This window comes from Campylobacter sp. LMG 17559 (genome assembly GCF_024723605.1).
GTDB lineage: Bacteria > Campylobacterota > Campylobacteria > Campylobacterales > Campylobacteraceae > Campylobacter_D.
Genome location: NZ_JANQCZ010000017.1, coordinates 1 through 25,105, shown reverse-complemented (window position 1 = coordinate 25,105; position 25,105 = coordinate 1). Strand labels below are relative to the sequence as shown.

The 25,105-nt window shown below is 26.7% G+C and carries 27 protein-coding genes and 1 pseudogene; 5 read left to right on the top strand and 23 right to left on the bottom strand.

Going from position 1 to position 25,105, the window contains the following annotated elements; genetic code table 11:
• Nucleotides 1-42 precede the first annotated feature (42 nt).
• The 20 genes from CAMP5082_RS07550 to CAMP5082_RS07455 form a co-directional block, all read right to left on the bottom strand.
• Nucleotides 43-684: a DUF5710 domain-containing protein gene (locus tag CAMP5082_RS07550; protein ID WP_012662281.1), complete on the bottom strand. Its 642-nt coding sequence runs from the start codon at nt 682-684 to the stop codon at nt 43-45.
• An 85-nt stretch (nt 685-769) separates the two neighbouring features.
• On the bottom strand, nt 770-1,438 hold the full coding sequence (locus tag CAMP5082_RS07545; protein ID WP_337206354.1) for a hypothetical protein: 669 nt from the start codon (nt 1,436-1,438) through the stop codon (nt 770-772).
• Nucleotides 1,439-1,522: 84 nt separating this feature from the next.
• Entirely contained in the window at nt 1,523-2,392 is an 870-nt protein-coding gene (locus CAMP5082_RS07540) for a hypothetical protein (protein ID WP_263659904.1), read from the bottom strand.
• Nucleotides 2,385-3,062, bottom strand: coding sequence for a TrbM/KikA/MpfK family conjugal transfer protein (locus CAMP5082_RS07535; RefSeq protein WP_012662272.1), 678 nt, complete (start codon nt 3,060-3,062; stop codon nt 2,385-2,387). The genes CAMP5082_RS07540 and CAMP5082_RS07535 overlap by 8 nt, the downstream gene beginning before the upstream one ends.
• Nucleotides 3,059-3,190: a hypothetical protein gene (locus CAMP5082_RS07530; protein ID WP_256378939.1), complete on the bottom strand. Its 132-nt coding sequence runs from the start codon at nt 3,188-3,190 to the stop codon at nt 3,059-3,061. The genes CAMP5082_RS07535 and CAMP5082_RS07530 overlap by 4 nt, the downstream gene beginning before the upstream one ends.
• A complete protein-coding gene (locus tag CAMP5082_RS07525; RefSeq protein ID WP_012662271.1) occupies nt 3,183-3,620 on the bottom strand; it encodes a cag pathogenicity island Cag12 family protein in 438 nt (145 codons plus the stop codon). Before CAMP5082_RS07525 ends, CAMP5082_RS07530 begins: the two co-directional genes overlap by 8 nt.
• Nucleotides 3,604-5,400 (bottom strand): type IV secretory system conjugative DNA transfer family protein, encoded by a 1,797-nt coding sequence (locus CAMP5082_RS07520; protein ID WP_173777042.1) that lies wholly within the window; start codon nt 5,398-5,400, stop codon nt 3,604-3,606. Before CAMP5082_RS07520 ends, CAMP5082_RS07525 begins: the two co-directional genes overlap by 17 nt.
• Entirely contained in the window at nt 5,390-5,971 is a 582-nt protein-coding gene (locus tag CAMP5082_RS07515) for a hypothetical protein (protein WP_337206353.1), read from the bottom strand. The genes CAMP5082_RS07520 and CAMP5082_RS07515 overlap by 11 nt, the downstream gene beginning before the upstream one ends.
• A complete protein-coding gene (gene virB11 / locus CAMP5082_RS07510; RefSeq protein ID WP_337206352.1) occupies nt 5,961-6,962 on the bottom strand; it encodes a P-type DNA transfer ATPase VirB11 in 1,002 nt (333 codons plus the stop codon). Before virB11 ends, CAMP5082_RS07515 begins: the two co-directional genes overlap by 11 nt.
• Nucleotides 6,962-8,137 carry a type IV secretion system protein VirB10 gene (gene virB10 / locus CAMP5082_RS07505; RefSeq protein WP_337206351.1) on the bottom strand — a complete coding sequence of 392 codons (1,176 nt, stop codon included), beginning with the start codon at nt 8,135-8,137 and terminating at the stop codon, nt 6,962-6,964. Before virB10 ends, virB11 begins: the two co-directional genes overlap by 1 nt.
• Nucleotides 8,134-9,069 carry a P-type conjugative transfer protein VirB9 gene (gene virB9, locus CAMP5082_RS07500; RefSeq protein ID WP_012662266.1) on the bottom strand — a complete coding sequence of 312 codons (936 nt, stop codon included), beginning with the start codon at nt 9,067-9,069 and terminating at the stop codon, nt 8,134-8,136. Before virB9 ends, virB10 begins: the two co-directional genes overlap by 4 nt.
• Nucleotides 9,066-9,734: a virB8 family protein gene (locus tag CAMP5082_RS07495; RefSeq protein ID WP_084083595.1), complete on the bottom strand. Its 669-nt coding sequence runs from the start codon at nt 9,732-9,734 to the stop codon at nt 9,066-9,068. Before CAMP5082_RS07495 ends, virB9 begins: the two co-directional genes overlap by 4 nt.
• Nucleotides 9,735-9,974: 240 nt before the next feature.
• Entirely contained in the window at nt 9,975-10,436 is a 462-nt protein-coding gene (locus CAMP5082_RS07490; RefSeq protein WP_337206350.1) for a hypothetical protein, read from the bottom strand.
• The gene (locus CAMP5082_RS07485) at nt 10,426-11,436 is read right to left on the bottom strand and encodes a type IV secretion system protein (RefSeq protein ID WP_337206349.1); all 1,011 of its coding nucleotides are present in this window, start codon (nt 11,434-11,436) and stop codon (nt 10,426-10,428) included. The genes CAMP5082_RS07490 and CAMP5082_RS07485 overlap by 11 nt, the downstream gene beginning before the upstream one ends.
• Nucleotides 11,437-11,725: 289 nt before the next feature.
• The gene (locus CAMP5082_RS07480) at nt 11,726-12,310 is read right to left on the bottom strand and encodes a Rha family transcriptional regulator (protein ID WP_337206348.1); all 585 of its coding nucleotides are present in this window, start codon (nt 12,308-12,310) and stop codon (nt 11,726-11,728) included.
• Nucleotides 12,311-12,323: 13 nt separating this feature from the next.
• Entirely contained in the window at nt 12,324-13,343 is a 1,020-nt protein-coding gene (locus CAMP5082_RS07475) for a type IV secretion system protein (protein WP_337206347.1), read from the bottom strand.
• Entirely contained in the window at nt 13,340-16,114 is a 2,775-nt protein-coding gene (locus CAMP5082_RS07470) for a VirB4 family type IV secretion/conjugal transfer ATPase (RefSeq protein WP_337206346.1), read from the bottom strand. The genes CAMP5082_RS07475 and CAMP5082_RS07470 overlap by 4 nt, the downstream gene beginning before the upstream one ends.
• A 6-nt stretch (nt 16,115-16,120) precedes the next feature.
• Nucleotides 16,121-16,381, bottom strand: a complete 261-nt coding sequence (locus tag CAMP5082_RS07465) for a TrbC/VirB2 family protein (protein WP_337206345.1) — start codon at nt 16,379-16,381, stop codon at nt 16,121-16,123.
• Nucleotides 16,382-17,409: 1,028 nt separating this feature from the next.
• Nucleotides 17,410-18,309, bottom strand: coding sequence for an Abi family protein (locus CAMP5082_RS07460; protein ID WP_263703087.1), 900 nt, complete (start codon nt 18,307-18,309; stop codon nt 17,410-17,412).
• Between the two features lie 270 nt (nt 18,310-18,579).
• On the bottom strand, nt 18,580-18,966 hold the full coding sequence (locus CAMP5082_RS07455; protein ID WP_263703088.1) for an HTH domain-containing protein: 387 nt from the start codon (nt 18,964-18,966) through the stop codon (nt 18,580-18,582).
• Nucleotides 18,967-19,248: 282 nt separating this feature from the next.
• Between CAMP5082_RS07455 and CAMP5082_RS07450 the strand changes: the two genes are divergently transcribed.
• From CAMP5082_RS07450 to CAMP5082_RS07440, 3 genes are all read left to right on the top strand, one after another.
• Nucleotides 19,249-19,917, top strand: coding sequence for an AAA family ATPase (locus CAMP5082_RS07450; RefSeq protein WP_195670666.1), 669 nt, complete (start codon nt 19,249-19,251; stop codon nt 19,915-19,917).
• A 4-nt stretch (nt 19,918-19,921) separates the two neighbouring features.
• On the top strand, nt 19,922-20,146 hold the full coding sequence (locus CAMP5082_RS07445; RefSeq protein WP_263703092.1) for a hypothetical protein: 225 nt from the start codon (nt 19,922-19,924) through the stop codon (nt 20,144-20,146).
• A 121-nt stretch (nt 20,147-20,267) separates the two neighbouring features.
• On the top strand, nt 20,268-20,870 hold the full coding sequence (locus CAMP5082_RS07440; protein WP_012662252.1) for a site-specific recombinase/resolvase: 603 nt from the start codon (nt 20,268-20,270) through the stop codon (nt 20,868-20,870).
• Nucleotides 20,871-21,230: 360 nt separating this feature from the next.
• Here the strand turns inward: CAMP5082_RS07440 and CAMP5082_RS07435 are convergent, their stop codons facing one another.
• The 3 genes and pseudogenes from CAMP5082_RS07435 to CAMP5082_RS07425 all read right to left on the bottom strand — a co-directional run bounded on the left by CAMP5082_RS07435 (nt 21,231) and on the right by CAMP5082_RS07425 (nt 23,816).
• A complete protein-coding gene (locus CAMP5082_RS07435) occupies nt 21,231-21,941 on the bottom strand; it encodes an N-acetyltransferase (RefSeq protein WP_263703094.1) in 711 nt (236 codons plus the stop codon).
• Between the two features lie 26 nt (nt 21,942-21,967).
• A pseudogene (gene mobP1, locus CAMP5082_RS07430) lies at nt 21,968-23,286 on the bottom strand (MobP1 family relaxase).
• Nucleotides 23,286-23,816: a hypothetical protein gene (locus CAMP5082_RS07425; RefSeq protein ID WP_263703097.1), complete on the bottom strand. Its 531-nt coding sequence runs from the start codon at nt 23,814-23,816 to the stop codon at nt 23,286-23,288. Before CAMP5082_RS07425 ends, mobP1 begins: the two are co-directional and overlap by 1 nt.
• A gap of 203 nt (nt 23,817-24,019) precedes the next feature.
• Here CAMP5082_RS07425 and CAMP5082_RS07420 point away from each other — a divergent pair, with 203 nt between their 5' ends.
• On the top strand, nt 24,020-24,292 hold the full coding sequence (locus CAMP5082_RS07420) for a hypothetical protein (RefSeq protein ID WP_257911297.1): 273 nt from the start codon (nt 24,020-24,022) through the stop codon (nt 24,290-24,292).
• Nucleotides 24,293-24,362: 70 nt separating this feature from the next.
• A complete protein-coding gene (locus CAMP5082_RS07415) occupies nt 24,363-25,073 on the top strand; it encodes a hypothetical protein (protein WP_012662288.1) in 711 nt (236 codons plus the stop codon).
• Nucleotides 25,074-25,105: the final 32 nt, after the last annotated feature.

The window sequence follows — 25,105 nt, the reverse complement described above, 5'->3', positions numbered from 1 at the left end:
AATATTGAAATTATATCTAAGAAATATTAATTAGATATAAAATTATTTAATGATTTTAATACGCTCAGCATTAAACCAAATTAAAGCATTAATATCTGAACACTCGCTTGTAAGTATCTCGATAATTTCTCCAGTAAAACCCAAATCAAATAATAAAGGAAAATCATAAATCTTTAGTTGTTGTGCTTCTTTAACAGTGTTAGGACTAAAAATAGAATCTATTTCTTCAAACAAGAAAAACTCTCCTTGTTTTGATTGGCAACATTGGCATTTATTCATCAAATAAGAACTTCCAGCTGTGTTTGAAAATGATTTTTCGAGAGATTTTATATTCATATGTTTTAAAATATTAGAAAAATCTTCAGAATATGCAGTTATATTTCTAAATATTTTAAATTTAGGCTGAAATAACCATTCGCCTTTTTCTTTATAAATAAATTTAGAGCTTCCCAAAGCATATACAGGTATAACTTTAGAACATTTCCAGCAATTAATAAACCCCTGAACAATATTTAAAGTTTCAGTTGCATAAAATGTAAAATTTTTATTCTCTAAATAACTTGAAACATAGTTTAAATTTTTATAATCTTGCAAATACCAAGTTTTATGTTCTTGATTCCATTTTATTCCATATTCTTTCAATTTATCTTTTTCTGAATAAGGAATATTAAGTTTTATATTCATAAATTGTCCTTAGATAACAAAACACTTAATAATTAATTACATATATTAAATAATTAATATAAATTTTAGAATATTTTGTTAAAATTTATCTTTCGATATCTTTTTCTTTGCTTGGAGCTTGAGTTTCTTGCTCTATTGTTTGTTCTTTAGAAAAACCATCTTGTTGTTTTGCTTTTTGCTCTTTCATTTCGGCTTCATTTTTTATCTCAAAACCAGTGCTTCTAACAATAGCTAGATAGCCATCACCTTTTTCAAGTTTAATCTTTTCTAACTCTTCTTTAATTTCTTTATTAGTAAGCTTAATGTTTGTGTCAAGATAAAAACTTTTGCTACCATCTTGGTTTTGAAATTCGCTAATTCCAATTCCTTCAACTAAAGCTTTTCCAGCTTCTCTTTTATCATTGATTGTGTAGTAAAATCTGCCAGTTTCTTCATTCCAGTTATTATTAATAAAGATATGGTTATCTCTATTACTTCTTTCTTGCGGATCTGTTGGTAATAAAACAATGTTGAAATTTTCTTTATCTCTTCTTACAAAGTAATTTTTCCATTCATTATTTACTTTAAAAGAAGCTGTTACAGCTCCCTTATCCATTCCAACAACTTTTCCAGCCTCTTCTATCACATCAACTAAAGCAGTAGCAACTTGTCTTTGCTTAATTTCACCTGTTTGAGTGTCTTTATAGTTTAATGCGTTATTTACATCAACCATAAGTCTTGGATGATTTCCATTTGATAATCTTACGAATGCCATTTTTTTCTCCTTAATAAAAATTTTTATGTTTTGTTTTTTGGTTTTTGGTTTGGGAATTTAAAAAAAATATATATAATTACATGTTCATTCACCTCCTTGTAGTGTGATATGAATGCCATTCTCATCTTTATTAAGAATGGTTTTGTTTTTTGGGAAGCTCAAAGTTAAGCTTTTGTCTTTATTTTCTTTTATAATGATAGAGCTTAACTTTTGGGCGTTTTGGGTTATTTTTTTATAATCTTCGTATTTTAAGTATACGATGAAAGAAAAAACTCCAAAAGAAAACCCAAATAAAACAAAAAACATCAATGAAACAATCATAGTTTGTTTGATATTTTTAGTTAGCTTCGAAAAAATTTTAGAAAAATCTAAAATTGCATTTTTTTCTTTTTCTAAAAACACTTTTAAAGTTTGATCATATGTTTGTAAGCTATCACTTAATCTAGCTTCGGTTTTTGACCTAAAATCCTTTAAATCATCATTACTTACTTTTAAAGCACTATTTAATGATTCAAGAAATGTATTATCAAAATTAACTAAAGAATTATCAAGTGCAGTTTTTAGTTCCATTGCTTTTTGACTAAATTCTTCTATTTCTAATTTTGAAAAAGATGAGTTCAAACTATCAAGTTCTGTTTTAATCAAAAGCGTTTTATTGATTATTTCCAATTCTTCTTGACTTGGGGGATTTTTAAAATACGAAATTAGAGAATCAATATTCATTTTAAGTTTATAAAAATTTTGCTCTAAATCTTTAAAAATTCCTTCTTTGGTATTCTCATCAAGAACATTATTTAAGCCTATATTGATAGTATTATTAATGATTTCTAAGATTTTTATCTGCTCATCAATAATTTCTTGATAGTTGCAAATTTTTACTTCATCAAGTAAAGAATTATTCATATCTTCTTGATCTATTTGCTCATCAAGTAAGCTTTGATTTTCTTCAGTCATTTTTTATCCAACATTTTTTATTAATAAAAATCTTTTTATAAAAAACCCATTTCCACTTAAAACCTACTCTCTCGCGATGTTTCTCTCTTAAATTATCAGGAAGTAAGTTATATTCTTGTTCAGAAATTTCTTTTAATTCATAACCTCTTTTCCAACTGACATCCTCTATAAAATTTTTAGAGCATATATACTCAAAACCTTGATAATCAGTATAAGAACTAGATTGCAATAGGTAACAAGATTGCGATAATTGTGGATTTATTCTATATCCATAATGCTCTATTTCTTCACATGATCCATCATCACATACTCTTTCTACCCATAAAAGTTTTTTTTCTACTCTTTTATTAAGTTCTTCCAAAGAACATTCACCATCTAAATGAGCTAAGATATCATTCTTATATTTAAGCATTTCAGTATCACTATTATCCACAGGACATAAATTTAAAAAATCTTTTCTCGCTTGTATGGTTTTCCAAGGCTTTTTAAACTTAATTGCAAAATATCTTGCAATCGCTGCACTACATTCAGGTGGTTTAATAGGCGAAGCTAAACAAAGCATAGCTTCACAAGCATATCTAGTATCCCCACTTAAATAATCCAATTTTATAGCTTTTAAATTTGAGAACATAAACATAGCTAAAATTATTGATATCAATTTTATTTTCATTTTTTATTCTCCTTTTTTTTAATTTTTTTGGCTTCTTGTATCATTTTCTTTTCTACAATTTCATCTTGATTAATGGTTTTAATCACGGTTGGTTTAATCTCATTATTATCAAATAAAGAATTACTCATTTATCTCTCCATCTTTTGCATGAAAAAAAAGCATATTGATAGTATTTTTATCTCCCTTAATAATGCTTATAGGCTGTAAGATCATTTCTGCTTCAACACCATTTTTTTTAAAATACTCTTCATATTCTTGAATGATATTTTTTTCGCCTATTAAGATAATTCTTTTTGCATTATGAGCCAAAAGAAAAGTTTTTACTATTTGTTCATTAGTGAGCAAGCCTTCTTTATTTTTTGTAAGCTCTATTTGATAAATCCAGTCCATATTGCTTAACTTTGAATCTTTAGGAACAAATCTATACTTTTCCTCCAATAAAGAATTATTCAAGGTTAGCTTTGAACCACCTTCAAGCTTTTTAGGTTTTGGTGCAGAACTTGCACATCCTATAAAAATTACACTTGCTAATAAAAGCAAACTAAGCGTTTTTTTCATTATTTTCTCCTGTTGTTGGTATTTGTATGCGACACTCTCCTCTTTGAAAAGCTCCTTTTAAGATATGTTCTTTAGGTATGCCTTTAATTTTTGCCAAAGTTGGAGAGACTTGTTTAAACTTATCAATAAAATATGGATCGTTATAATAAAAAGCTTTTTTACATAAAATAGGCTTTCCATTATCTATAGTAATAAGCTCATCTTCAAAAGACATTTCTCGAAGTTCTTGCGGAAGCATTAATGCCCTACTTGCTTCACTATAACTTGTAGATCCACCACTTGCCCCTACACTTCTTGATCTTGTTTTAAATGTAGTATTACCAAGTATTCTACTAATCTCCTCTGCATCTTCTTGCTCTCTTGGGGTATAAAAAATTTGACAAGCATGGTTAGTCAAAAGAGTTTTTGCTCCATCATCCCCATATCCATCAGGGGCAGGTGCTTTAAGTTGAGATTTTGATTGATAAATCATCAAAGAACGCATTAAATAACCTGCCATAAAACTTACTGCTGAAAGGTATATAGGAATTTTTCTAGGTGCTGTAAATTCATCCATAAGCATTAAACAAGTATATTTAATTTGTGGATTTTGTTCAGGAAGTTCTTTTGTATTCAAAAGAATTAACTGCGACCAAAAAATATTCAATATAAATTTTGCATTAGTTAATTGATCAGGGGTTATACCTATATAAATAGTCATTTTCTTTTTGCGTAAATCTCTCAAATCAAAATCACTAGTTTGAGTAGAAAGTTTTAATACTTCTGCTTCAAAAGGAGTTAAAGGCTCGTTAAAAGAAGACATAACTCCTGATTTTGTATTATCACTTGAAATACTAAAATAAGTTTCTAACCTTCTTTTTGTGATATCTGAAAGCAGATCATCACAATTTGATAAGTACTTATAAGTATTATCAAATCCATTTATTTTTTTACCCTCATATTCAAAAGTAAAACCTTTTGAAAGTTGTAATATTCCAAAAAAACTAAATTCTGTTTTTAAGTTAAATGTTTCTAAAAAAAGTTTCCCATCTTCTTTTAAATTTAAATCTTTCCACAAATAACAAAGTCCTATAAATAGGTTTTGTGCAAGACCATTAAAGAATTGAGTTGTAGAATCCCCTTCTTTTGGATAAATGATATTTGCTAAATCCATTAACTGACTATCACAATTATCACTATCACTCATATCAATATAAGTTAAAGGGTTGTAACGATGAGTTCTTTTTGAAAATGGATTAAAAAGAAAAACATCTTGACCCAAAACTTCTTTTCTATATTTGCTTGTAAAATCAAAACATTCTTGTTTTATATCCTGAACAACAGCACTCTCTTTCCAGTCCATTAAATTTGGTATTACAATACCAACCCCTTTACCACTTCTTGTTGGAGCTCCCAAAGCCACAAACTGAGGACCTTTAAATCTTAAAAATTTTCCCTTATATTTTCCGATGATTATTCCATTGTCTGAAAATAATTTCATTTTTTTAATTTCTGCTAAATTTGCAAATCTTGCCTCGCCAAATTGAGTTTTTTTGCTTTTAGCTATTAATGCTAAAAGCGTTAAAACAATAACACTAAAACCAAACATACCAAAGAAAGAAATATAAGCTTTTGGGTAAGCATTTATTAATGCCTCAAAAGTGAATTTAAGATTGTAAAATCCAAGAATTCTTTTTAAGCTTACATCATTAAGATAAAACATCACAAAAGGACTTAAAAAATAAGCTATTAATAGTGAAAAAATACTTATAAAAACAAGCATTACAATCTTATCTTTCATTTTCTATTCCTTTTATTTTTGTAGAAAAGCTTTCTAATTTTTGTTTAAAATAATTAGAATTTTTTTCTTGTTTTAAAGATTTTTCTTCATAATAAGCTTTAACTTTTGGATTTTTAAATTCCATTCTCTTATTAAGATTTCTATCAGAATAAAAAGTTATAATAATTTCATCAGAGGGGGATAGTGGCGGAATGAGACCCTCCCCTTTGATCTTATCAGTAGCAACCCTAAAACGAACACCTTCTTTATTTTCCCATTCATATACTTTACCATCTTTGTTTTGATCTTCAAGGAATGGTTCTTTAAAGACTTTCAAATATTCTCTTATAGAGTTACCAAGATTTAAAAGCTCTTCAATCTTTATTTCTCCTTCGCTTTCTTTTGCTAAATGTAATTTGATATGTTCAGCACCTCTTCCTTTGTCTCTTTTTGTGTTATGCCAACCCTTAACATAATGGACAACATAATCAATGATTGCCTCTTCAATAATCTCTAATTCTGTATTAATTGGAGTTGAGTTTTTATCGTTAAAACTCACATTATAAATTCCTCTTTTTTCTTTATTTGCCATTTTTCATCTCTTTAAAATATATTTGACTAATATGTCTTTTTCCATTATGAGCTCTAATATGGACAACTACATCAATAAGATTTTTAAGCATATCTTGTATTTTTTCAAAAGGTATTTTTTGACCTTGAGTATTTTGTAAAGTCATCAAAGCCAAACGCTCGAATGTTTCAGAAGTGCTTCCTGCATGGCAACTTGTAATGCTACCACCATGCCCACTAGAAAGAACATTGATAAAATCATAAGTTTCAGCACCTCTAAGCTCTGCCAATAAGATTCTATCAGGCTTCATTCTAAGACACGATTTTAAAAGAGTTGCAGAATTTAAAAAATCTTCATTTTTAGCTTCACTAGGATAAAAAAGTTGTACAAAATTTTTATGCTCATAAAATTTTATTTCTTCAACATCTTCTATAGTTATAATTCTTTGTTCTTTGGGAATAAAATCAATTAAAGTTTTCATAAAAGTTGTTTTACCGCTTCCTGTACCTCCTGCTATAATGATATTTTTTTCATACTCTACTGCTTTACAAATAAAATCTTTAAAATTTTTAGCTTCATAAAGCTTTTTCAACTCCTCATCCAAAGAATTTGTTATAAAATGATCAATTTTTATTTCTTCAAAAAGACCACTTTTAACATGATCTTGTATTAAAAATCTTTTCTCACTTGGCTTTCTAATTGTAATTGAAATATGCTCTTTTTTAGTCGCTGGCGGAATTACTACCTGAACCCTTTCACCTCCATGTAATATACAAGAAAGGATAGGGCGTGATTCATCTATCTTATCTTCTTTAAAAGAAGCTAAAGAAGTAGCAAACGATTTAGAAGCTTCATAATCTAATTTACTTGTTTCTTCTTGCCATTTTCCATCATTAGTTTGTATGAAAATATTTTCTTTGCCGTTGTAGCATATTTCAGTTACGCTGGAATTAGCCAAATGCTTTCCAAAAAAATCATTAGCTAATTTTTCTAGGGTTCTTGAATTACTCATTAAAAGCCCTTTCTTTTTAATTGATAAACCTTAGAAAAATCAATATCTTTATTAACATATACACCTACTAAATCACCGTGATTTTTATAAAGAGTTGGTTGGATATTAATCATTTTTTCTAAAGCAGTATTAGCTATTTCACGAGAAGTTTCTCTTGAATTTTCCGTATAATCAACGCTATTTTCTTTTTTATTAATAACTTGATTAGCTAAAATATTTAAAGAATCATCAATTATTGATAATAAAATAGCTGAACCAAAGCGTTTCATATAATGATGATCTACCCATCCTTGTATTCCACTTGCTCCAAGCTCATCAGTTGCACCTGAATAAACTGGTATAATAATATTATTAGGCGTTCTTATTTCTTGCCAAATAACAAAAAGCCTATCCATACCATCATTTAATTGTCCTGAACTAAAACTTCCTGTAATGGTGCTTCCTTTTTCAATTAAAAGAACATTGCCATTTGAAGAATAAACATCATTTGAAACAATACAAGCAATACCCCCTTTAATAGTGCTAACTAAACGAGTTTTTAAAGAACAACCTATATAAGTTCCTTTAGATAATAATAAATTTGGATCAAACTGACTAACACTAGCACTAGTTGGGGTAAAAACATCGCCGATAAAATCATTTGATCCATTAGATAATAAAGCATTGTCTCCTTGCATAGGTTTAGAATTAAAAATATTATTTGAGCTTTCTTGTGTATTGTTTTCTTGTGCATTAAAAGCCCCACCATCACTACTACTACTTACCACAACTAACCCTGCACCTTTTACTATTCTTGGTTGTAAAGGTTTTGAGACAAGCTCGAAAGGATTTTCTTTTGGAGTTACTTCAACGGGTTTTTCCTGTTCTCTTTCTTTCAATACTTCTTCAAAACTCTTTGTTTCTTCTTTAACAGGTTCTTCTTTTTGAGGTAAAATAAAATCTTTTAATTTCACACTACTAGCAATGTCTTTATTAACTTCTTTTGCTTGTGTATTTGCAGTATCATCACTACTACCAATAAAAGATTTTGCAAAAATATATGCAAAAATCAATAATATAAATACACAAGCAATAAAGAATACATAGATTTGAATTTTTTTAACATTAACGCTTTGTGCTTGCAACTCACTTTGTAAATCCATATCTTTTAATTCTTGTTTTTCTTGATTACTCATTGCTCATTTCCTAATAAAGATTGTTCTAGTAAAAGTGTTTTACTTGGATCATTTATCACTCTTTGTATATTTTCATTAGAGGTTTCTCTAGTTTTATCTAAAGGATTTTTTCCATAGCCATTATTAAAAATTCCAACAACCTTATCTCCACTTCTTAGTAGAATTTGTTTTGCAATTTTTTGAACTACTAAAACATCATATTTTCCATCTTTTTTAATGTGAGTATTTAAGATCATTTCTTTGCCGTTTTCATATAAAAATACACTCGGAAATGTTTTTGTGTTATCAAAACCTAAGTAAGTAAAAACACCATCATCATAAGCATAATTTGGTGCTATATCTTCACTTCCTTTATTCGCTTTCATTAAAAAATCCCAGTTTCTAGGAACTATATTTTTATCAAGCTCTTCTCTTACAATTTTCTTTTCTAGCTCTTTTTTTATTTTATTCTCTTGCTTTAAGATTTTATCAGCGTGGCTAAAAGACAATTTATAAGTTGCTTGCTTGCTATCATTAGTTAGCAATAAATCAAAAATATAAGTTTTTAAATTAGTGGTAACAATTAAATTTGTTTTCCAGTCTTTTGGATTTGGATCAACAATCATCTCTTTTTGCTGACCTTGATTATAAGGATCATTTTCTACAAAAAGTCTAGTTTTATAAGCTTTTGGTTTAATAAATAAAAGATTTTTTTTCTCTATTAAATCCCAACCTTCAGAAAATCCTGTAGCGGTATTTATAATGACTTCTTCATCGCTAAATTCAATCATACTTACAAAACCATTTCTAGCTACCATTTTAAAAACATCTTTAGAGTTATACTCAGCATGTGCTACGCGTTGATCGTATTCTGATTTTTGCGGTTCATTTAATGCAAAAACAGGTAAAGCCAAAAATGAAAAAGAAAGGGCTAGGCTAATATTTTTTATCATCTTATTTCCTCATCAACTCTATAGTTAGTAACCTTAAAGCCAAGAGGGTTTAAAATTCTATTTTCTTCACTTGTTTTTGCTAGTAAAAAATCATACGCTAAGGTTATAACTTTGGTTGATTGTTGTGTGCTTTTTGTTACAGAATCTTTTTTAGTAATTAATGCTCTTATAGTAGAGGTTTTTACTCCATTGCTATTTCCAAGAACAATACTTAAAATCTTAACGCTTACTTCAACATTATCTTTATAAATTTGATCTAAAGCATTATCGCCAGCATAGATAGCTCTATACTCATTTGCAACATTTTCATCACTCATTAATTGAGTAAGAACATAATCTTGATTTAAAAACTTATAATAATAACCTTCTCTAGCTTTTATATATTGAGAGATAAAGTATTTGTCTAAAGCTTCAATAGAGCTAATTTGCTCTTCTTGTAAGCTAGTAATAATATCCACCATACCAGTAGTATTATCTACTTTAATCACATAAGGTTCAGTAGTTTTTAATGGTGTTAAGAAAATTACAGCAATTACAGCAATAATTGATATTGCCATACTTATAAATGCAACTAACCAAGCTCTTTGATTTGATTTTTCAATCAAATATCTTACACTTGCTTCAAAATTCAAAGCATTAGAATTAATTTCATTTTGGTTTTTCAATTTTATGTTTAAAAGAAGTTAGTATAATTATCCTAAGGCTGATTAACCAAAGGGTAACGGCCTTTGATTAATCAAATCTTGCCTTAGAAAGAAGGTGAGAACCTTGAATAATCATATTCTAGTAATTATTATACTACTATGTATAATAATAGTCAAGGCTTATTAGCTTTGATTTCCCCTTTTTTAAAGGGGATGCTAGAAACCCTTTGGCTTTATACTAACTTTCTTTATCTCCTTTCTTTAAAATTTGTTTTCTAAAACTTCAGTTTCAATTATTTGCACATCTTTTTCTTTGAAAAAAAGATTTTGTTTTAAAACTTTTACAAAAACATCTCCTTGCTCCGTATTGTAAGTGATAGAATAATCAAACTCGCCAGCTTCAACCATCTTATCTTCATGATAAGAATTAGAATCATTTACAGCCTTTTTTAAAATCACATAAGACATACTCGGATAATTTAAAATAATTCTCTTTTTCTTTTTAATGTTTTCAAAGCTTTTAATGGAAGTTTCTTTTTCTTCTTTCTTTTCAAACACAGGAACAATTTCCATTTTTAAAAACTTTTCTTGATCTTTAATATCATTTACAGCAACCCAACCACTTTTATCATCAAATAAATAGTTATAATTAGTATTGTTTTTAATAGAACAAGCACTAAAAAAGATTGCACAAAATGCAAATAAAATTATCTTATGCTTCATTTCTCATCCTTTGTAATATGCTCTTTCCTAAAGACATAGCATTAGCACCTGCAACAGAAGCACCTGATTTCATAGCAGAATAAGCACCTTCTGCCATTTTAGAGCCTCCTTTTTGAGCATGCCCAAATAAATTTCCAAGAGTTTTTCCAGCAACAGAACTTATAGGATTGCTTACCCTTGAAAACACGCTTTGCATAGCAGAATCTAAAGCAACACTTCCTACTTTTTCAGCAAAAACCTTTGCTACAAAAACCATAGCAACTAATAAAACAGAGGAAAAAATCATTGATATTCCTATGAAAAATGAGTCAGCATCTGCATTCATATATTGATCTTGAGAATACCTAGCAAAACGATATATTTCTTTTGCAAAAACTTTAAAAAATAAGCTCATAAAAAGAACTAATAAGGTATTAGAAATAAGCAATGCAAGCCATTGAGTAAAAACATTTTTAGTGCTTTTATATAAAAGACAATAAAACATTAAAGGTGCAGCAATCACTAATATAGTTTGAGTAAAGGCAGTAGCATTAATCACTACTAAAGCAGGTAGCACAGCTATACCAAAACCTGTATAAATCATAACTATACTAAATGCAGCAACTATAATGCTAAATCCACCAGCCTTAGCCCATATACTATCAGCTAAATTTCTAACTTCATTAAAAATAATATCAATTTGCTTATACATACTAAGGCTTCCACCCGCCCACTCATGAAAGCCATCCATAGCATTAATAACTAAAGTAAGCCATCCGCCGATATTTAAAGCAAAAGTGATGATCATAGCCTTAGCAGCTAAATCCCACATTACTTCTTTAGTAGGACTTTGAGAACGACCAAATAAGATTTCATAACCCTTATACATAATAGTAATGACAAGGGTAATAGAAAAAAGCACGGCAAGTTGAGTCATTTTTTCACTCAATGCTGCATTTCTTACTACTTCTAAAATCACATGAGTAGCATTACCAAGCTCTGTAAAGAAATTACCTTGCATGGTAAGCCTTAAAAGAAAATACAAGATTAAACATTATTGTGTTTTAAGAAGTTTAAGAAGACTAAGGTATAATACCCCGAAGGGTTAGCCGTAGGCTGCAACCCTATGGCTTAATCTAACCCTTAGAATGGGGGTGAATTTATGTCATACAAAATTATAACTATAATTATACTTGTTTGTGTAATTATAGTCAAGGCTTATTAGCTTTGCCCCTTTTAAAGGGGTATAATTTTACCCTACGGCCTTTCTTAAACTTTCTTTATCTCCTTTCTTTAAAATTTGTTTTTATTTAAATTAATTTGGTTTTAAAATTAAGTTTTTGTAAAACTTGTGTTTTTCCATTTTTAAATTTTTCTACTATTTCATATTCTATTAGTTCTATAAATTTAGAATTTTGTTTTTGTTCTATTTCCTTTATAGCATTTGCTATCTTTTCCTTATAAGGTGTATCAGGAAGATCATAATGTTTTAGTTGTTTTATTTTTTCTATTTCTTTGTTTTTAATGATTTGTTCCATTTGATTAAAAGCATTGATAAAAGCAATTTTAAATTGTAAAGCTTTTTTACCTGTAAAACCCATAGCTAAAAGCGTGAATGCATCACGAGTTAGATTATACATAGGCATTTTTCTATTAACAAGCTTACCATTCTTTGGGTTCGTTGTTTTCGATATTTGCACGATCTCCCCAAAATTGAGGAATTCGTTAGAAGCCCCTATTTCTCGCAATTCATTTAAAATATTTCTAATATCTCTTAAAAGATGATCATGTCTTTTCCCAAACACTTTAGCTATATCTAAACTTGTGCAAAAAATTTGCTCATCTTTGTTTTCAAAGATGACATCTATATTGTTAATATTAATAACACTACTCATTTTTCACTCCTATTTAGTCAAACAAAGCATCAGCTTCTTTATCATATTTTTTTCTAAGCTCGCCATAATCCAAAGGCTCTTTCCCCATTGATTCTGCAAATAGCTGTGCTGCTTGATCTTGTCTTATTCTTCTTTGATTTTCATAATGCATATTAGAAATTTCAAGATTAGTTTTAATGATTTCTAGTTTGGTTTTTTCTACATTAATCGCATTGTTAATGTCATTAGTTTCTTTGATATCTTTTGATTCTATAAGTCTTTGGTGTAATTTTTCTAAAGACTTTGCTACGGTATTAACTTGGATAGAAGCTTGATTATAATGCTCCACTTGAGCTGCATAAGTAATCATATCCATTCTACATATTCTTTTTCGCTCTTCACTCAAATAACTAGCATTGCAACGATCAAAAAGAGTGAATTTTCTAAATGTTTCTTTGCTTTTATCGCTTAAAAAGCCTTGTGGATCTTGCAATACATCATCATAAAAAGATTGTATGTTTTGTCCAGCTTCAGCAAAATCTAAATAAATTTGTTTTGTGTCTCTCATAAAAGACACTGAATCTCTTGCACCTGTTTTAGATAAAAGTTCATTTTGATAAGCTTGAATTTGTTGTTGATAGTGTTTAACCGTATCTTGCCATCTTGTAGCTTGTTTAGTCCACTCTGCAATTTCTTTTGCATTTTGGGTTGCCATTTGTGAATTTGCAGTCGCATCAACTACAGGAATACCAGCACTAAAAGCTAAATTTGCAATACATAATGATGAAATTATGGAAAATAAAAATTTATTTTGTTTTTGGATATAATTATTTTTGGGGTTTGCCACAGGGCGGCAACCCTGTGGCTTAATCTTAACTCCAGAAAGGAGATATTTTAAGATGAAGTTCACACGCTTTATCTTAGTAGCAATTATACTACTAAGTTTAATAGTAGTCAAGGCTTTTTGAGTCTTACCCTGTCTTTTGACAGGGCTATTTAAGATAAAGCGCCCCTGTGGCTTTTTGGTTTGATTTTTACTTAAACTTAATCTCATTGTTCTTCCTTATAAAATGTTTTAAGTTCATTGATTTTTTCTTCCAAAGTTTTGTTTTCTTGATTAAAGATATTTTCTATTTTTTCTATATAGCTTGTGCCTGTAGATAAAATTTTTAGGTTTTCTTTGCCTAAAGATGAAAGATCCAAAGAACAAACAACTGCTTCATCTTGTCTTTTAACAAGGAATTGTCGTTTGTGTGGGGCAAAGTTTTTAACTATTAAAAATTCATCTTTACTAAGACCTAGTCTTAAATACTCATCTTCTTTTGCTAAAGGGTTTGGTAAAAATATTTTTGTAGCAGATTGCTCAACTAGAGTATTTGCTATCTTTAGTTTTAAAAAGTCCTCTATACTTTGTGTAGCAAGTCTTAAAAAGCCATTTTGTTTTCTTATGGTTTTAAACTTGTTTTTTACTTCTTCTGCCACAATATCATTTTCTAACCACTTCCAAGCTTCATCAATATCTATACAAAGTCTTCTTCCATCTGCTAAATTCATAACACGCCAAAGAATAAAATAAGAGATTAATGCTGAAACATCTTTTTCATCTAAAAATTCAGTTCCATCAATACCAAATAAATTAATATCATCAGGAAAATCTAGGTTGTCATATTCATTATCAAACACCCAGCCAAATTGTTTTCCTTTTTGGAATAAAGACAATCTACTTTTTAAAGAGTTATTGTCATTAAAATCATCTGTAATATTTTCAAGAAGTAAAGAAATAGGATATTTTCTTTCAGAAATTTCAAATTGAAACATTAGAGTATTTACAGCTTCATTAATTTGTTTTTCTTCTTTTGTATTAAGAATTTCGCCATTGCGTGTTACACATAGTTTTATTAGTTGTTTTAAAAATCTTAAATTTTCTTCATTAGTTTCAACCATAAAAGGATTAAACCCAGTAGGCTTACCATTTTTAATAGAAATATATCTACCACCAGCACAAAGAATATTGCCTAAAGCACCTTTATCTTTATCTAAAAATACAGCTGTAAATTTCTTTTTATCTTCAGGTATATTTGCAGGAAAGCTATCTTTATTAGCATACTTTATCATTTGATTAATGATAAAATTCATAAACACGGTTTTACCACCACCACTTTGACCTAAAATCAAAGTATTAGCTAAATTCAAATCACCAAATTCATCTTTGTTTTTCCCATCGCTTTTGTGGAAATTTAAAAAATATGGTTGTTTGTTTGGTGTTTTTAAAATAGTTACAGCATCGCCCCAGCAATTTTTTTCTTTTTTACCCATTAAGAAATTATGTAATGCAACCAAAGATGAAAAATTTAAAGATGAAATCATATGAACTCTTGGGCGTATTGCAAAATTACTTGGAAATTGTGAAAAATAAGAAGCAGGTAGTGCAATATTTGCTAATGTTGAAGTAAAGCCTAAACTATTTAATGAAGTTATTACTTTATTAGTATTTTTCTTGCATTCATCAATGCTATCACCAAAAACACAAATACTAAAATGATAATTTCCAAAACTTATAACATTACTAATTAAATCATCTAATGCTAAATTTAATTGCTCTATCTGACTTACACCATCATCTTCACTTGAAATTAGTTGATTAATTTGTTTGTTTAATGCTGATTTTGAATCATATTTTGATAAAGGAACAAAAGTTTGAGTGATAGTATAATCTACATCAAGATACATTAAAGAATCTAAAATACCTGAAAAAGTTTCATTAGAATAATCTTTAATTTCAATAATTCTAGCAAATCTTTTTGTATCATCATTGTAGTTTAGCTGAATCATATCGTGGTTAAATTGAATATTTTTTAAAGTTCCTGTTAGATATTGATATATCGGAGTATCACAAACTACAACAGGATTAAATTTTCCACCTATTAAATAATTATAAAATTCTAATTGCTCGGAATATTTAATATTATTCTTTTTATATACACTTAATATTTTTGGTTTAAAATCTTTAATATTAGCTTCAAGTTTTCCTAAGTATTCTTGGAATTTAAGAACAAAATTTGAAATTTCTTTTGCTTTTGATTTGTAATTTAATTTATTGAAAGTATTTAGATCGATATTAGATTTTAAAGGCTTATAGACCAAAGTCAAATAAAGCGAATTTTGCTGAAAACTTTTTTTATCAAAACTCTTATGGTATTTCTCATCAATTTCCTTTAAAAAAGAATTTTCAAAATGAGAATCTAAAAATTCATGTAATTTAAATCTTACATTATGAAAATAAAAAGCAACAGGCTCATTAGAAAATGACATTATCATCATATTTAAAAGATTTTTTTTAAAAATTAAATTCTCATCTGACTCACACTCAAATTCTATACCTTCAATAAAAAATGTGCTAATTAGCATATGTTCTTTTGTAATAACAATGCTATCTGTAAGTAAAGAGCTATAAGGAATTAATTTCTCTAAACTTGGTTCAGCATGAAGTGGAAATATAGATAATTTTGGAAAATCATTATTAGTTGGCAATCGTTTATAGCTTACGCTATTAAAAGTTTTAGCTTTATGATACTTTCTACTCAAAAAATTACTAATAAATTTAGTTTTTAAAAAAAACAATCTAAACATTTGCTCATCTTTCTTAGTCATTGCTTTCATAATAAAATAAGAAATAACTCCAAAAATTAAAAGGAAAAATTGTTGCGTATAAACAGCTATTAAGATAAATCCTAAAATGTTTATTAAGAAAGGCACTAAAGGCACTCCAAAAAGGAGTGCAGGGCGTGTTAATCCTTTAAAGAGCGGATCAAAATAGTTATTCATAAACTTTTAACCCACCAAAAGAGCAGCCAAAGAAGAAGCAGAACCTATAACAACACCACCAATTACCACTGGTAAAACTTCAGTCCATTGCTGTTTTAATATTGCCATTCTATAACCTGCAATACCAAAAGCTATTGTAATAGCAATAATAGAAACACCAAACAAAGCTGACTCTATATCTTGTGCCAAAGTATTGACTTTATCAATACCGCCTGCAGCAAAAGCTAAATTTACAGCTAATGCTATTAATAGTGTTTTTTTAAACATTTAAAGGAGTCCTTTCATTAAAAAATAACGAACGATAAATTTAGCTCTTATATTAAATATAAAGGTATTATTTAATTTTAATTTTTTATTAAAATTAAATGTGTAATAAACATTTTTTTTGATTTTGGATTAAAAAGGAGTAAATTTGGCAACTAAAAGATCAGATTTGTATAAAAAAATTATAAAAGTAAGAAGTAAAATTAAACAAAACTTAAAACATAAATCACGATTATATTTGAATCTAAAATTTCAGAGAAGAATATATGAGTAAAAAATATCCTTATTTTCTTTCAAACAAAATTTATTTTCATCCTATGATCTTATGGACTAACATTAAATGTAAAAATTGCAACGAGAATAAATATATTGAATATACAGAAGATGAAGCATATAAAAAAGTTATCTGTCCAAAATGCAAAATGATGATTAAAGTAGAGAAAGGAAAAAGCAACAAATGAAAGAATTAGATTATTATAACTTTTTAGAAGAAGCAGATTGTCTGATGAAAAAATAAAGAATAAAAAGAAATTACAGAAGAAGTATTTTTAGATTTCTTAAAAGAAATGATAAAAAAATACAATATTACAAAAAGAAAATGCGATTGTTTTAAACTTAAAAAATAACTTTCTCTTTTTTAGTCTTGAAATAAAAGAACAAGGTCAAAAACATTTTGAATAAAATTCTAAAAAATACGAGAAAGTTGATTTTTATGGAAATCATAAAATTTGAGAAAAGATTATACAACTTAAATCGAATTAAAAATAAATTATATTTATTTTATATCTAATAAATATCTTTTTAATATTTTTTAATTATGTGTCTTATATCTATATATAAATATATTTTTATAAGCTATGAGAGATAAAAATATCAGTATAAAAACAACATTTTCTGTAAAGGATATTTAGATAGTGAGTTTAATATAGTTTCCGACTTTTTTCTATATTCAACATTATTGTATTTCTTCGATAAAATATCTAAAATAACATAACATCACACTCGTTTATATTCCTTGTTGCATTAGCAGATCACTTCCAAATATTTAATTCTTGCCAGTTTTGTGGTATACCCATAGCAGCTTTATCAATACTTGGATATTTATTTAATAATTTTATAAATTCTTCTTTAATGTTATATTCCTTTAAGATTATAGTCAATACACTTACTGCGAAAAATATTTTATCACGATCTACATTTTCATCTAGAAAATTATCATTTTTTCTATATTTAAATTTTTTAACAAATTGTCTATTCCAAAGTCTTGAGTGATGTGCACATAAATTTCTAACATAAGATAAAGTTTCTATCCAGTTTTCAAAAACATCAATTTGTATATTTTCTAATTCAAAAAATTTCATAAGATCTAATTGTTCTGTTTTTTGCATAAGTTTTACAAATTTAGATAATGTTCCAAAGGATAAAATTTCAACTAGAGCCCACAATGGTAAATCATCTGTATTGTATTTTGTTTTTATATGTTGAATGAAATCCTCACTAGCTCTTTTCTTCTCTTTATCTATTTGCTCAATCAAATCACCGTAAAGACAACGGTCCTTAATCCTCATCTCTCTTTTTAAAGATTTTATATCTTGTATATAACCAAAAGGTTTATATTGTTTAGAATGAATATGAGAAATTTGTGCCCTTAAAATAATTTCTAACTCAGATAGATAATTAAATACAAATTTTCTTAAATCTGTATCAAAATTATATAGTAAAACTATATCTTCAAAAGTAGTTCCATCTTGAAACATGTCTTTACATGGTGAATTCTTTGGATGTTGAAAAGGTATAAAATAAGAACTTAAACGATAATAATGATTTTTCTCTAAAAACTTTATAGCTTGTTTTTCATCTTTTACAATAAGGTTTCTATTTTTTAAAATATCAATAAGGCTGGGATAATCTTTAAAATCTTTATAATTCATGAGAGCACCTTCCAGTCAGCATCATGAAAATGCTCGGAAGGTATGTTAACGAAATAATAAAATATTTTAGTTTTATTTTTGCTTAAATGAAACTGCACTTTGTAGCCTTTTAAACTAACACAAGTATTAATTATTTTGTTTCTTATTATTTTTTTGATTATATTAGATGCTAACACAACATGCTTCTTAGCTCTTATCAACTTGAAGTATATAAGAAAATAAGTCATTCTATTTTTTAAATAAAATATCACACTTAATCCTTTGTTAAAGTTAGCTTTTCTTATTCTTTTTTATCTTTTTAATATCGTTTGATATAGTTTTTTGACTTACCATAAGATAACTAGCTATTTCCGATTGTGTTTTTTTCCCCATTAATTGTTCTACCTGTTTTAATCTTTCATCTGGAGTTGTTTTAATATACTGAACTTTTTCTTGTCTTTGAAAATTTCCATTTTCCTCATATGTTACAACAGCTCCTTTAACCCCATCGTTTATTTTTATAACAGTTTTATTATTACTTATGTTAATACTATAATTTGCATTTTCAGGAAAATTGTTTTTTATACTATTTATAACACTTTCAACAACATTTACAACTTGGATTGTGTTGTTTTGAGCTAATTTATTTTGATTAGTATTTTCTTTAAGTTTATTCATATTTATTCTCCTTATTCATTGTAATATTATTACTTTACTTAGTAAGTATAGTTTTTACTAGTAAGTTACTAGTAGGAATTATACTTAAAATAAATTAAACAAATCTTAATTATTAATTATAAAAAGTTTAACTTTTGGAATAAAAAAATAATAATTTTTTTATTGTTATTATATAGTATATTAAATAAATATCTTTTACATTTTTTATATATATTTTTATACTATGTATTTAATATTCTTATGATATAATTATGATATGTAATAAATATCGTAAGGATAAATATGATTATATCCATCTGTAATGAAAAAGGCGGAAGTGGCAAAAGCACATTAGCTGTAAATTTAGCAATTAAGGCAGCTGAGAGTAAAAAGGTTTTATTGTGTGATAGCGATCCACAAAAATCTGTTATGACTTTTGTCAATATTAGAATGGAAGAAGGTATTAATAGAACATTCTCTGTTGTATCTAAAGTTGGCGAATCTTTAAAAGATTTTATACAAAAAGAAAAAAATAAAAATGAATATGACTTAATTATTATTGATACTGGCGGTAGAGACTCAAAAGAAATGAGAATAGCATTAGGTTTTTCAGATGTTGTAATCATTCCTACAATCCCAAGTCAATTTGATGTTAGTGTTTTAGATAAAATGTTTACAATTATTAAAATGGCAAAGGAATTAAATAGAGATCTACAAACATTTGTTTTAATCAATAAAAGCTCTCCAAATCCTTTTTTAAATAAAAAGATTGAAGATTTAAGAGCCTATATTAAAGAGCAAGAAGATGACAATATTAAACTTTTAGATAATATTATCTGTGAAAGAGAAAAATATAAGACTTGCATTCAAATGGGTTTAGGAATTAGTGAAACAGAAATTAATTCCAACAATAAAGCTTTAGAAGAATTTAATACTTTCTATAATGAATTAACAAATAAAATCAAAGGATAATAAAATGGGATTTAAAAAAAATACAAATGCAAATTTAGATAGTTTTATCGAAGGAGCTACGGGAGAAACTTCAGCACAAAAAACCTCTACGCAATCTGGAAGAATCAAAAGAGATAAAAAGCTTCTTGTAGGTTTTACAAGTGAAGAATATGAAAGATTATCAAGTATGGCAGAACAAATGGGTATGGATAAAGGTGCTTTTATAAGATTTAAGGTGCTAAATAACTAAAAGATATTTTAAAAATATAATTTTGATATGTATATAATATATAAAAAATATTATATACATATTGTAATGATACATACTATTAAAAAATAATACTTCAAACAATTTTAGATATAATTACATAATGGTAATAGCATATGTAAGAATTAGTACAGCAAAACAAGACTCAGAAGTCCAAAAACTCCAAATATATGAATATTGTATAAAAAACAAAATTAATATTGATGAAGTTATGGAAGTTGAAATGAGTTCAAGAAAAAGTTTAGAAAAAAGGCGTATGAATGAATTAAAAGATAAACTCAATGAAGGTGATTTATTAATTTGCACAGAACTTTCAAGATTAGGAAGAAGTATGCTTGAAGTTATTACATTAATATTAGAACTTTCTGAAAAGGGTGTGCAATTTGTTTTTTTACGACAACCTGAATTAAGTTCATTTAACAATCCTTCTCAAAAATTACTCCTTTCTTTCTACGCTTATGTTTCAGAAACAGAGAGAGACTTTATCTCACAAAGAACAAAAGCAGGACTTGCTAATGCACGCAAAAATGGAAAAAATATAGGTCGTCCTACAAATAGTTTTAATAGTATGTATGATAAAGATGAAGATCTAATAAAAGAGCTTATATCTAAAAAAATAACCTTACGCAATATTTGGAAATTTTTAGGCGAAAAAGGAACTTACAATAACTTTCATTATTTTTGCAAAAGAAGAAAATTGACATAATATATCATACTAATTTATAAATAATATTATATGGATATGTAAAAAATATCTATATAATATTTAAATTATATGTAATTAATATATATTTAATCAAATAATGTTATACTTCTAAAATTCAATTTTAATATTCTTTGTATAAAATGTTATTTCCCAAAAACAAAACATTTTCTTAAATAGCTATAAACAATTTTGATGCTGTTATTATGACACATTCGTAATTTAAATTGATACCTGCCCCTTAAAAGATTATAAAAGCTCTTTTGTGCCAAATCTGCAAAGATTTTAGAAGATTTAAATAAAAACAATAATATTCAGAAAGAATATGATATTAAAAATTAATTAGTAAAAGGCGATTATCTTTCACTTTAATAAATAAACAATCCAAATAGCCAGTGCTATTGAAACAAAAGACATAAGCTTAATTATTGCACGAAGGATATTATTCTTACCTTTTTCTTTATTGAAATCATCTTTGCAATATTGTAATAACTTATCATCACCTTCTTTTAGATATTGTAATTTTGCTAATTGATTACACATATCAAAAATACGAACTTCTTGAATATAATCAAAATCTTTTCTTATTTTTAAATCACTGATGCTATCTATACTAAAACTTGTATTATTTTCATTAAATATGAAACCTAAATTTTTATACAATTTATCCCTTCTTATGCGATTCTTGCAACTCTCTTCATTTTCATCATTTTCTTTACTCAATATATCATGAAAATTTGCCTCTGGAACATAACTTAAAGCGATTTCTAATATTTTATTTATTACAAATGTCCCTATACCTAGAGATTTATAATTATGATCAATCTCTACGCAAGAACTAAAACTCCAATGACTCATATATTTCAACTTCCAATAATTTCTTTTTTTATTATCATTTTTAAAAACACCTAATTCATTTTTCAAATATTGATAGTCTATAATTGCACATATTTCAACATAATAAAATTTTTGATTTTCTTCAAATGCTTTTATTTCAAAATCTAATTTAAAACAAACTTCTTTTTCATTTTTTTTGCAAATATAAAATTTGCTAGTATAAACTTCTTGTTTCATTATATTTTATTTCTTTCTCTTATAAACTACCCATCTCTTTCAATCTCATTATTCCTAGAATTTGTCCATCGCAAGCTACTATCGGTTCGTTCTCGCTTTCCTTGCTGTAGCTGATTGAGTGCATTGATGTGCATAGGCATTTGAGTTCCTTTTCGCTCATGAACCACAGACTGTTCGGACAATATTCGCATAGAGTCTCTTTCTTTGGCAGATTCTCTTGGGATATTTGATTTATTACTGGACTCTTGTAAGATTCTCTGTCTATATTGTTCTGTATAATCTCTCTCATTGTTTTCCTTTATAGCATATTTTGGATTATTTTTTTCATCTGATTGCAATGGTTTTAGCTCTTTTTCTCTACCTAAAACAGAAGCGTCCCAAACAGATTTTTTTGCCATTTTGGTTACTTCAAAAGTCTTTCCATTTGCTTTAATTTTTTTCTTAATTTGATATGTTTCTTGTCCTATAATTTTAAACTTTGCATATTCCCCTTTTAAAATTTTATTTTCTTTGATAACTCTTTCAAGATCATTACTCCATATTACAGCTATACCTTTTTTTGTTCTATATTTCACATAAAAACTATCTTTAGCTTTCTCATCAAGACTAAATTTATATTTTGCTTTTCCATAATCTAAAACTTGATAATAATGCATTTTAGTTTGTTCTTTATTTTTTTCAAGTTTATAGGATACTTCTTCATTGTTTTTTGAACGAATAGTTGCTTTTGCTTCCACACCTAAATTGTTTAATGCTTTAGCAAAAGATAATCTCAAATTCATTAAATCTGATTTTTTTGGATTAATTCTTTTTCCATTTTTATCTGCAACTTTTAAACAAACATGACAATGTGGATTGTCAGTATCATCATGAAAAGCAACTGCAAAAAAATTATCTGGATACATTTTTTTAATGTCATTAAAACAGCTTTTTTCATTTTCTCTGGGGGTGCATTTTTATAATCTTGCATAGAAAAAACCATATTAATAGTATGTCTTTTTTCTTTTTTTTCTTGTCCAAATCTAGGAATAGGAGCACCCTCATTTTCATAAATTTTTTTTAAAATTTTTAACTCATCTTTTCCTTTTAATATATCAAAATCACTTGTAATTATTTCTATTGTTCCTTCTCTTGAAATATAATCTAAATGTTTGCAAACTGCTTGCAAATTTTTCGAGCCTGATGTAATTTTTACAACAACTTCAGTGTTTTTTCTAAAAACTTTATTTGTTTTATTTGATATATTTTTTTTAACAAAATTATATGTAGATTTAGATCCAACTTCTATTTTAGTATAAACTCTTTTTGCTATGATCTCATCATCAAAAATTTTAAATCTTGACATTAAATTCTTTCATTATTTTTAAGAATAATTTTTTCTAATTCTTTGGATAATTTTTCAATATTTATTGAAATATCCTCAAAAGATTTTTCTAAATTTTTTTCATTTATTCTCACGCTTTTTCCGCTTCTTAAAATTTTTAAAAGCTGATATATATTCCTTCCGATTGTGTTTATTTCTGTTCTTGCTAATATAAATTCATCGATATAATTTTTATCAAAAAATTTATCTTTATAAATATGATTTAAAGTTAAAATTCTTATTTGTTTTGTTGCAGTTCCATTTCCATTTTTCTTTGCAAAATCTGAAAATATTTTATATTCATCTTCAGTAAGTTTAAATCTAATTTCTTTTTTTGGTTCATTATTTTGATAATTTATTTTATCTATGGTGTTTATATTTTCTTTTTCATTATCATAAATATTTTTTAAAATTGTATTTATTATTTTACTAAAAGAAACTTTCATTTCTTTTTTTAGTCTAAGAAGATAAGAATAACTTTTTTCATCAAAATAAATATTAGTTTTTTTCATAAAAATTACAACACCTTTTATTGAGCCTCGCAGAGAATATTTTGCTATTTACTAAAAAAATAGTGTCATTTTTTGGAGTAAATAGCTATCCTGCTATTGATACATTTTTTACACCTGTATTTTAGTCAATTTATCTTTACATAAAAATTAATATTTTCAGCATTTATGATATAATTAATATATAAAAATTCACAAGGAGTAAGATGAGAAAAGACAGCAAGGAAATAGAATTACTCAAACAAGAGTATAAAGAAAAAATCCAAAAAGCAAAACAAAAAGAAAAAGAGAGAAAAGAGAAGCTTTGTAAGAAGATAGGCTCTGAAATTATCTCTTTATTAGATAAAGATGATTTTAGAAATTTATTTTTTGATTATATTCAAAAAAATAATTTAGAAAAGATAAAATCATTATGTAGTGAAGTTGATGATTTTTTTAATATCAACTATACCAACAATAAGGAGGATAAAAGCAACTAAAAAAATACAAACAATTTTTACAATAATCCAAAAAAACAAAACCAAAAAACAAAATTATTAAGGATGAAAAATGGAAAACATAGATATACAAGAAAATGAAAACAAAAACATAACATTTGAAAATATAAAAGTAAAAGTTATTGATAATTCATCATTATGTGAAGAATATCAAGAGTGTGTTTTTAATGGAACTTATGACAATACATCAAATCCTAAAGAGATCGAATCTCTTTTTAATACTTTAAAAACTTTTGATTCTTGTGAAAAGCTAAAACGAATGGAAAAATTATCTTTTTCAAAACAAGAAATTGCATTTGAAATTATCACGGATGATTTAAAAATACCACTAAAGGTAAGATTAGGTGATGGACATTTTGAGAAAGGTTTAGATGAGTTAATTAAACTAGGTAGTCAAAATATTGATGCTAGTATTAACAAAAGAATCAATCCAAAAATAAAAGAAAATTTTGACAAAATATTATCTCCGCTTAAAGCTGAAAATTTTCAAAATATTCTAAATGGAACTTTTGAAGCAATTAAAGAAGTTGGAGTTTTATCAAATGCGAATGAATTTTCTAATTTTGTTTCAGAATTTTTAAAAGCTTACAAGGAAACTCAACAAACATCTGAAAGTAATAAAACCATAGATAATTCAAAAGATAAGAAAAAAGATAAAAACTATTTTTTTAAAAAAGTTGATGAGTTTTTTCAAAAAAAGCTTAATTCTCGTGAAAGGGAACATGTTCGGACTAACGAAAAATCTTTTTCTAAATCACTATAAAATTTAAAAGGATTATCGATGTATTATAATAG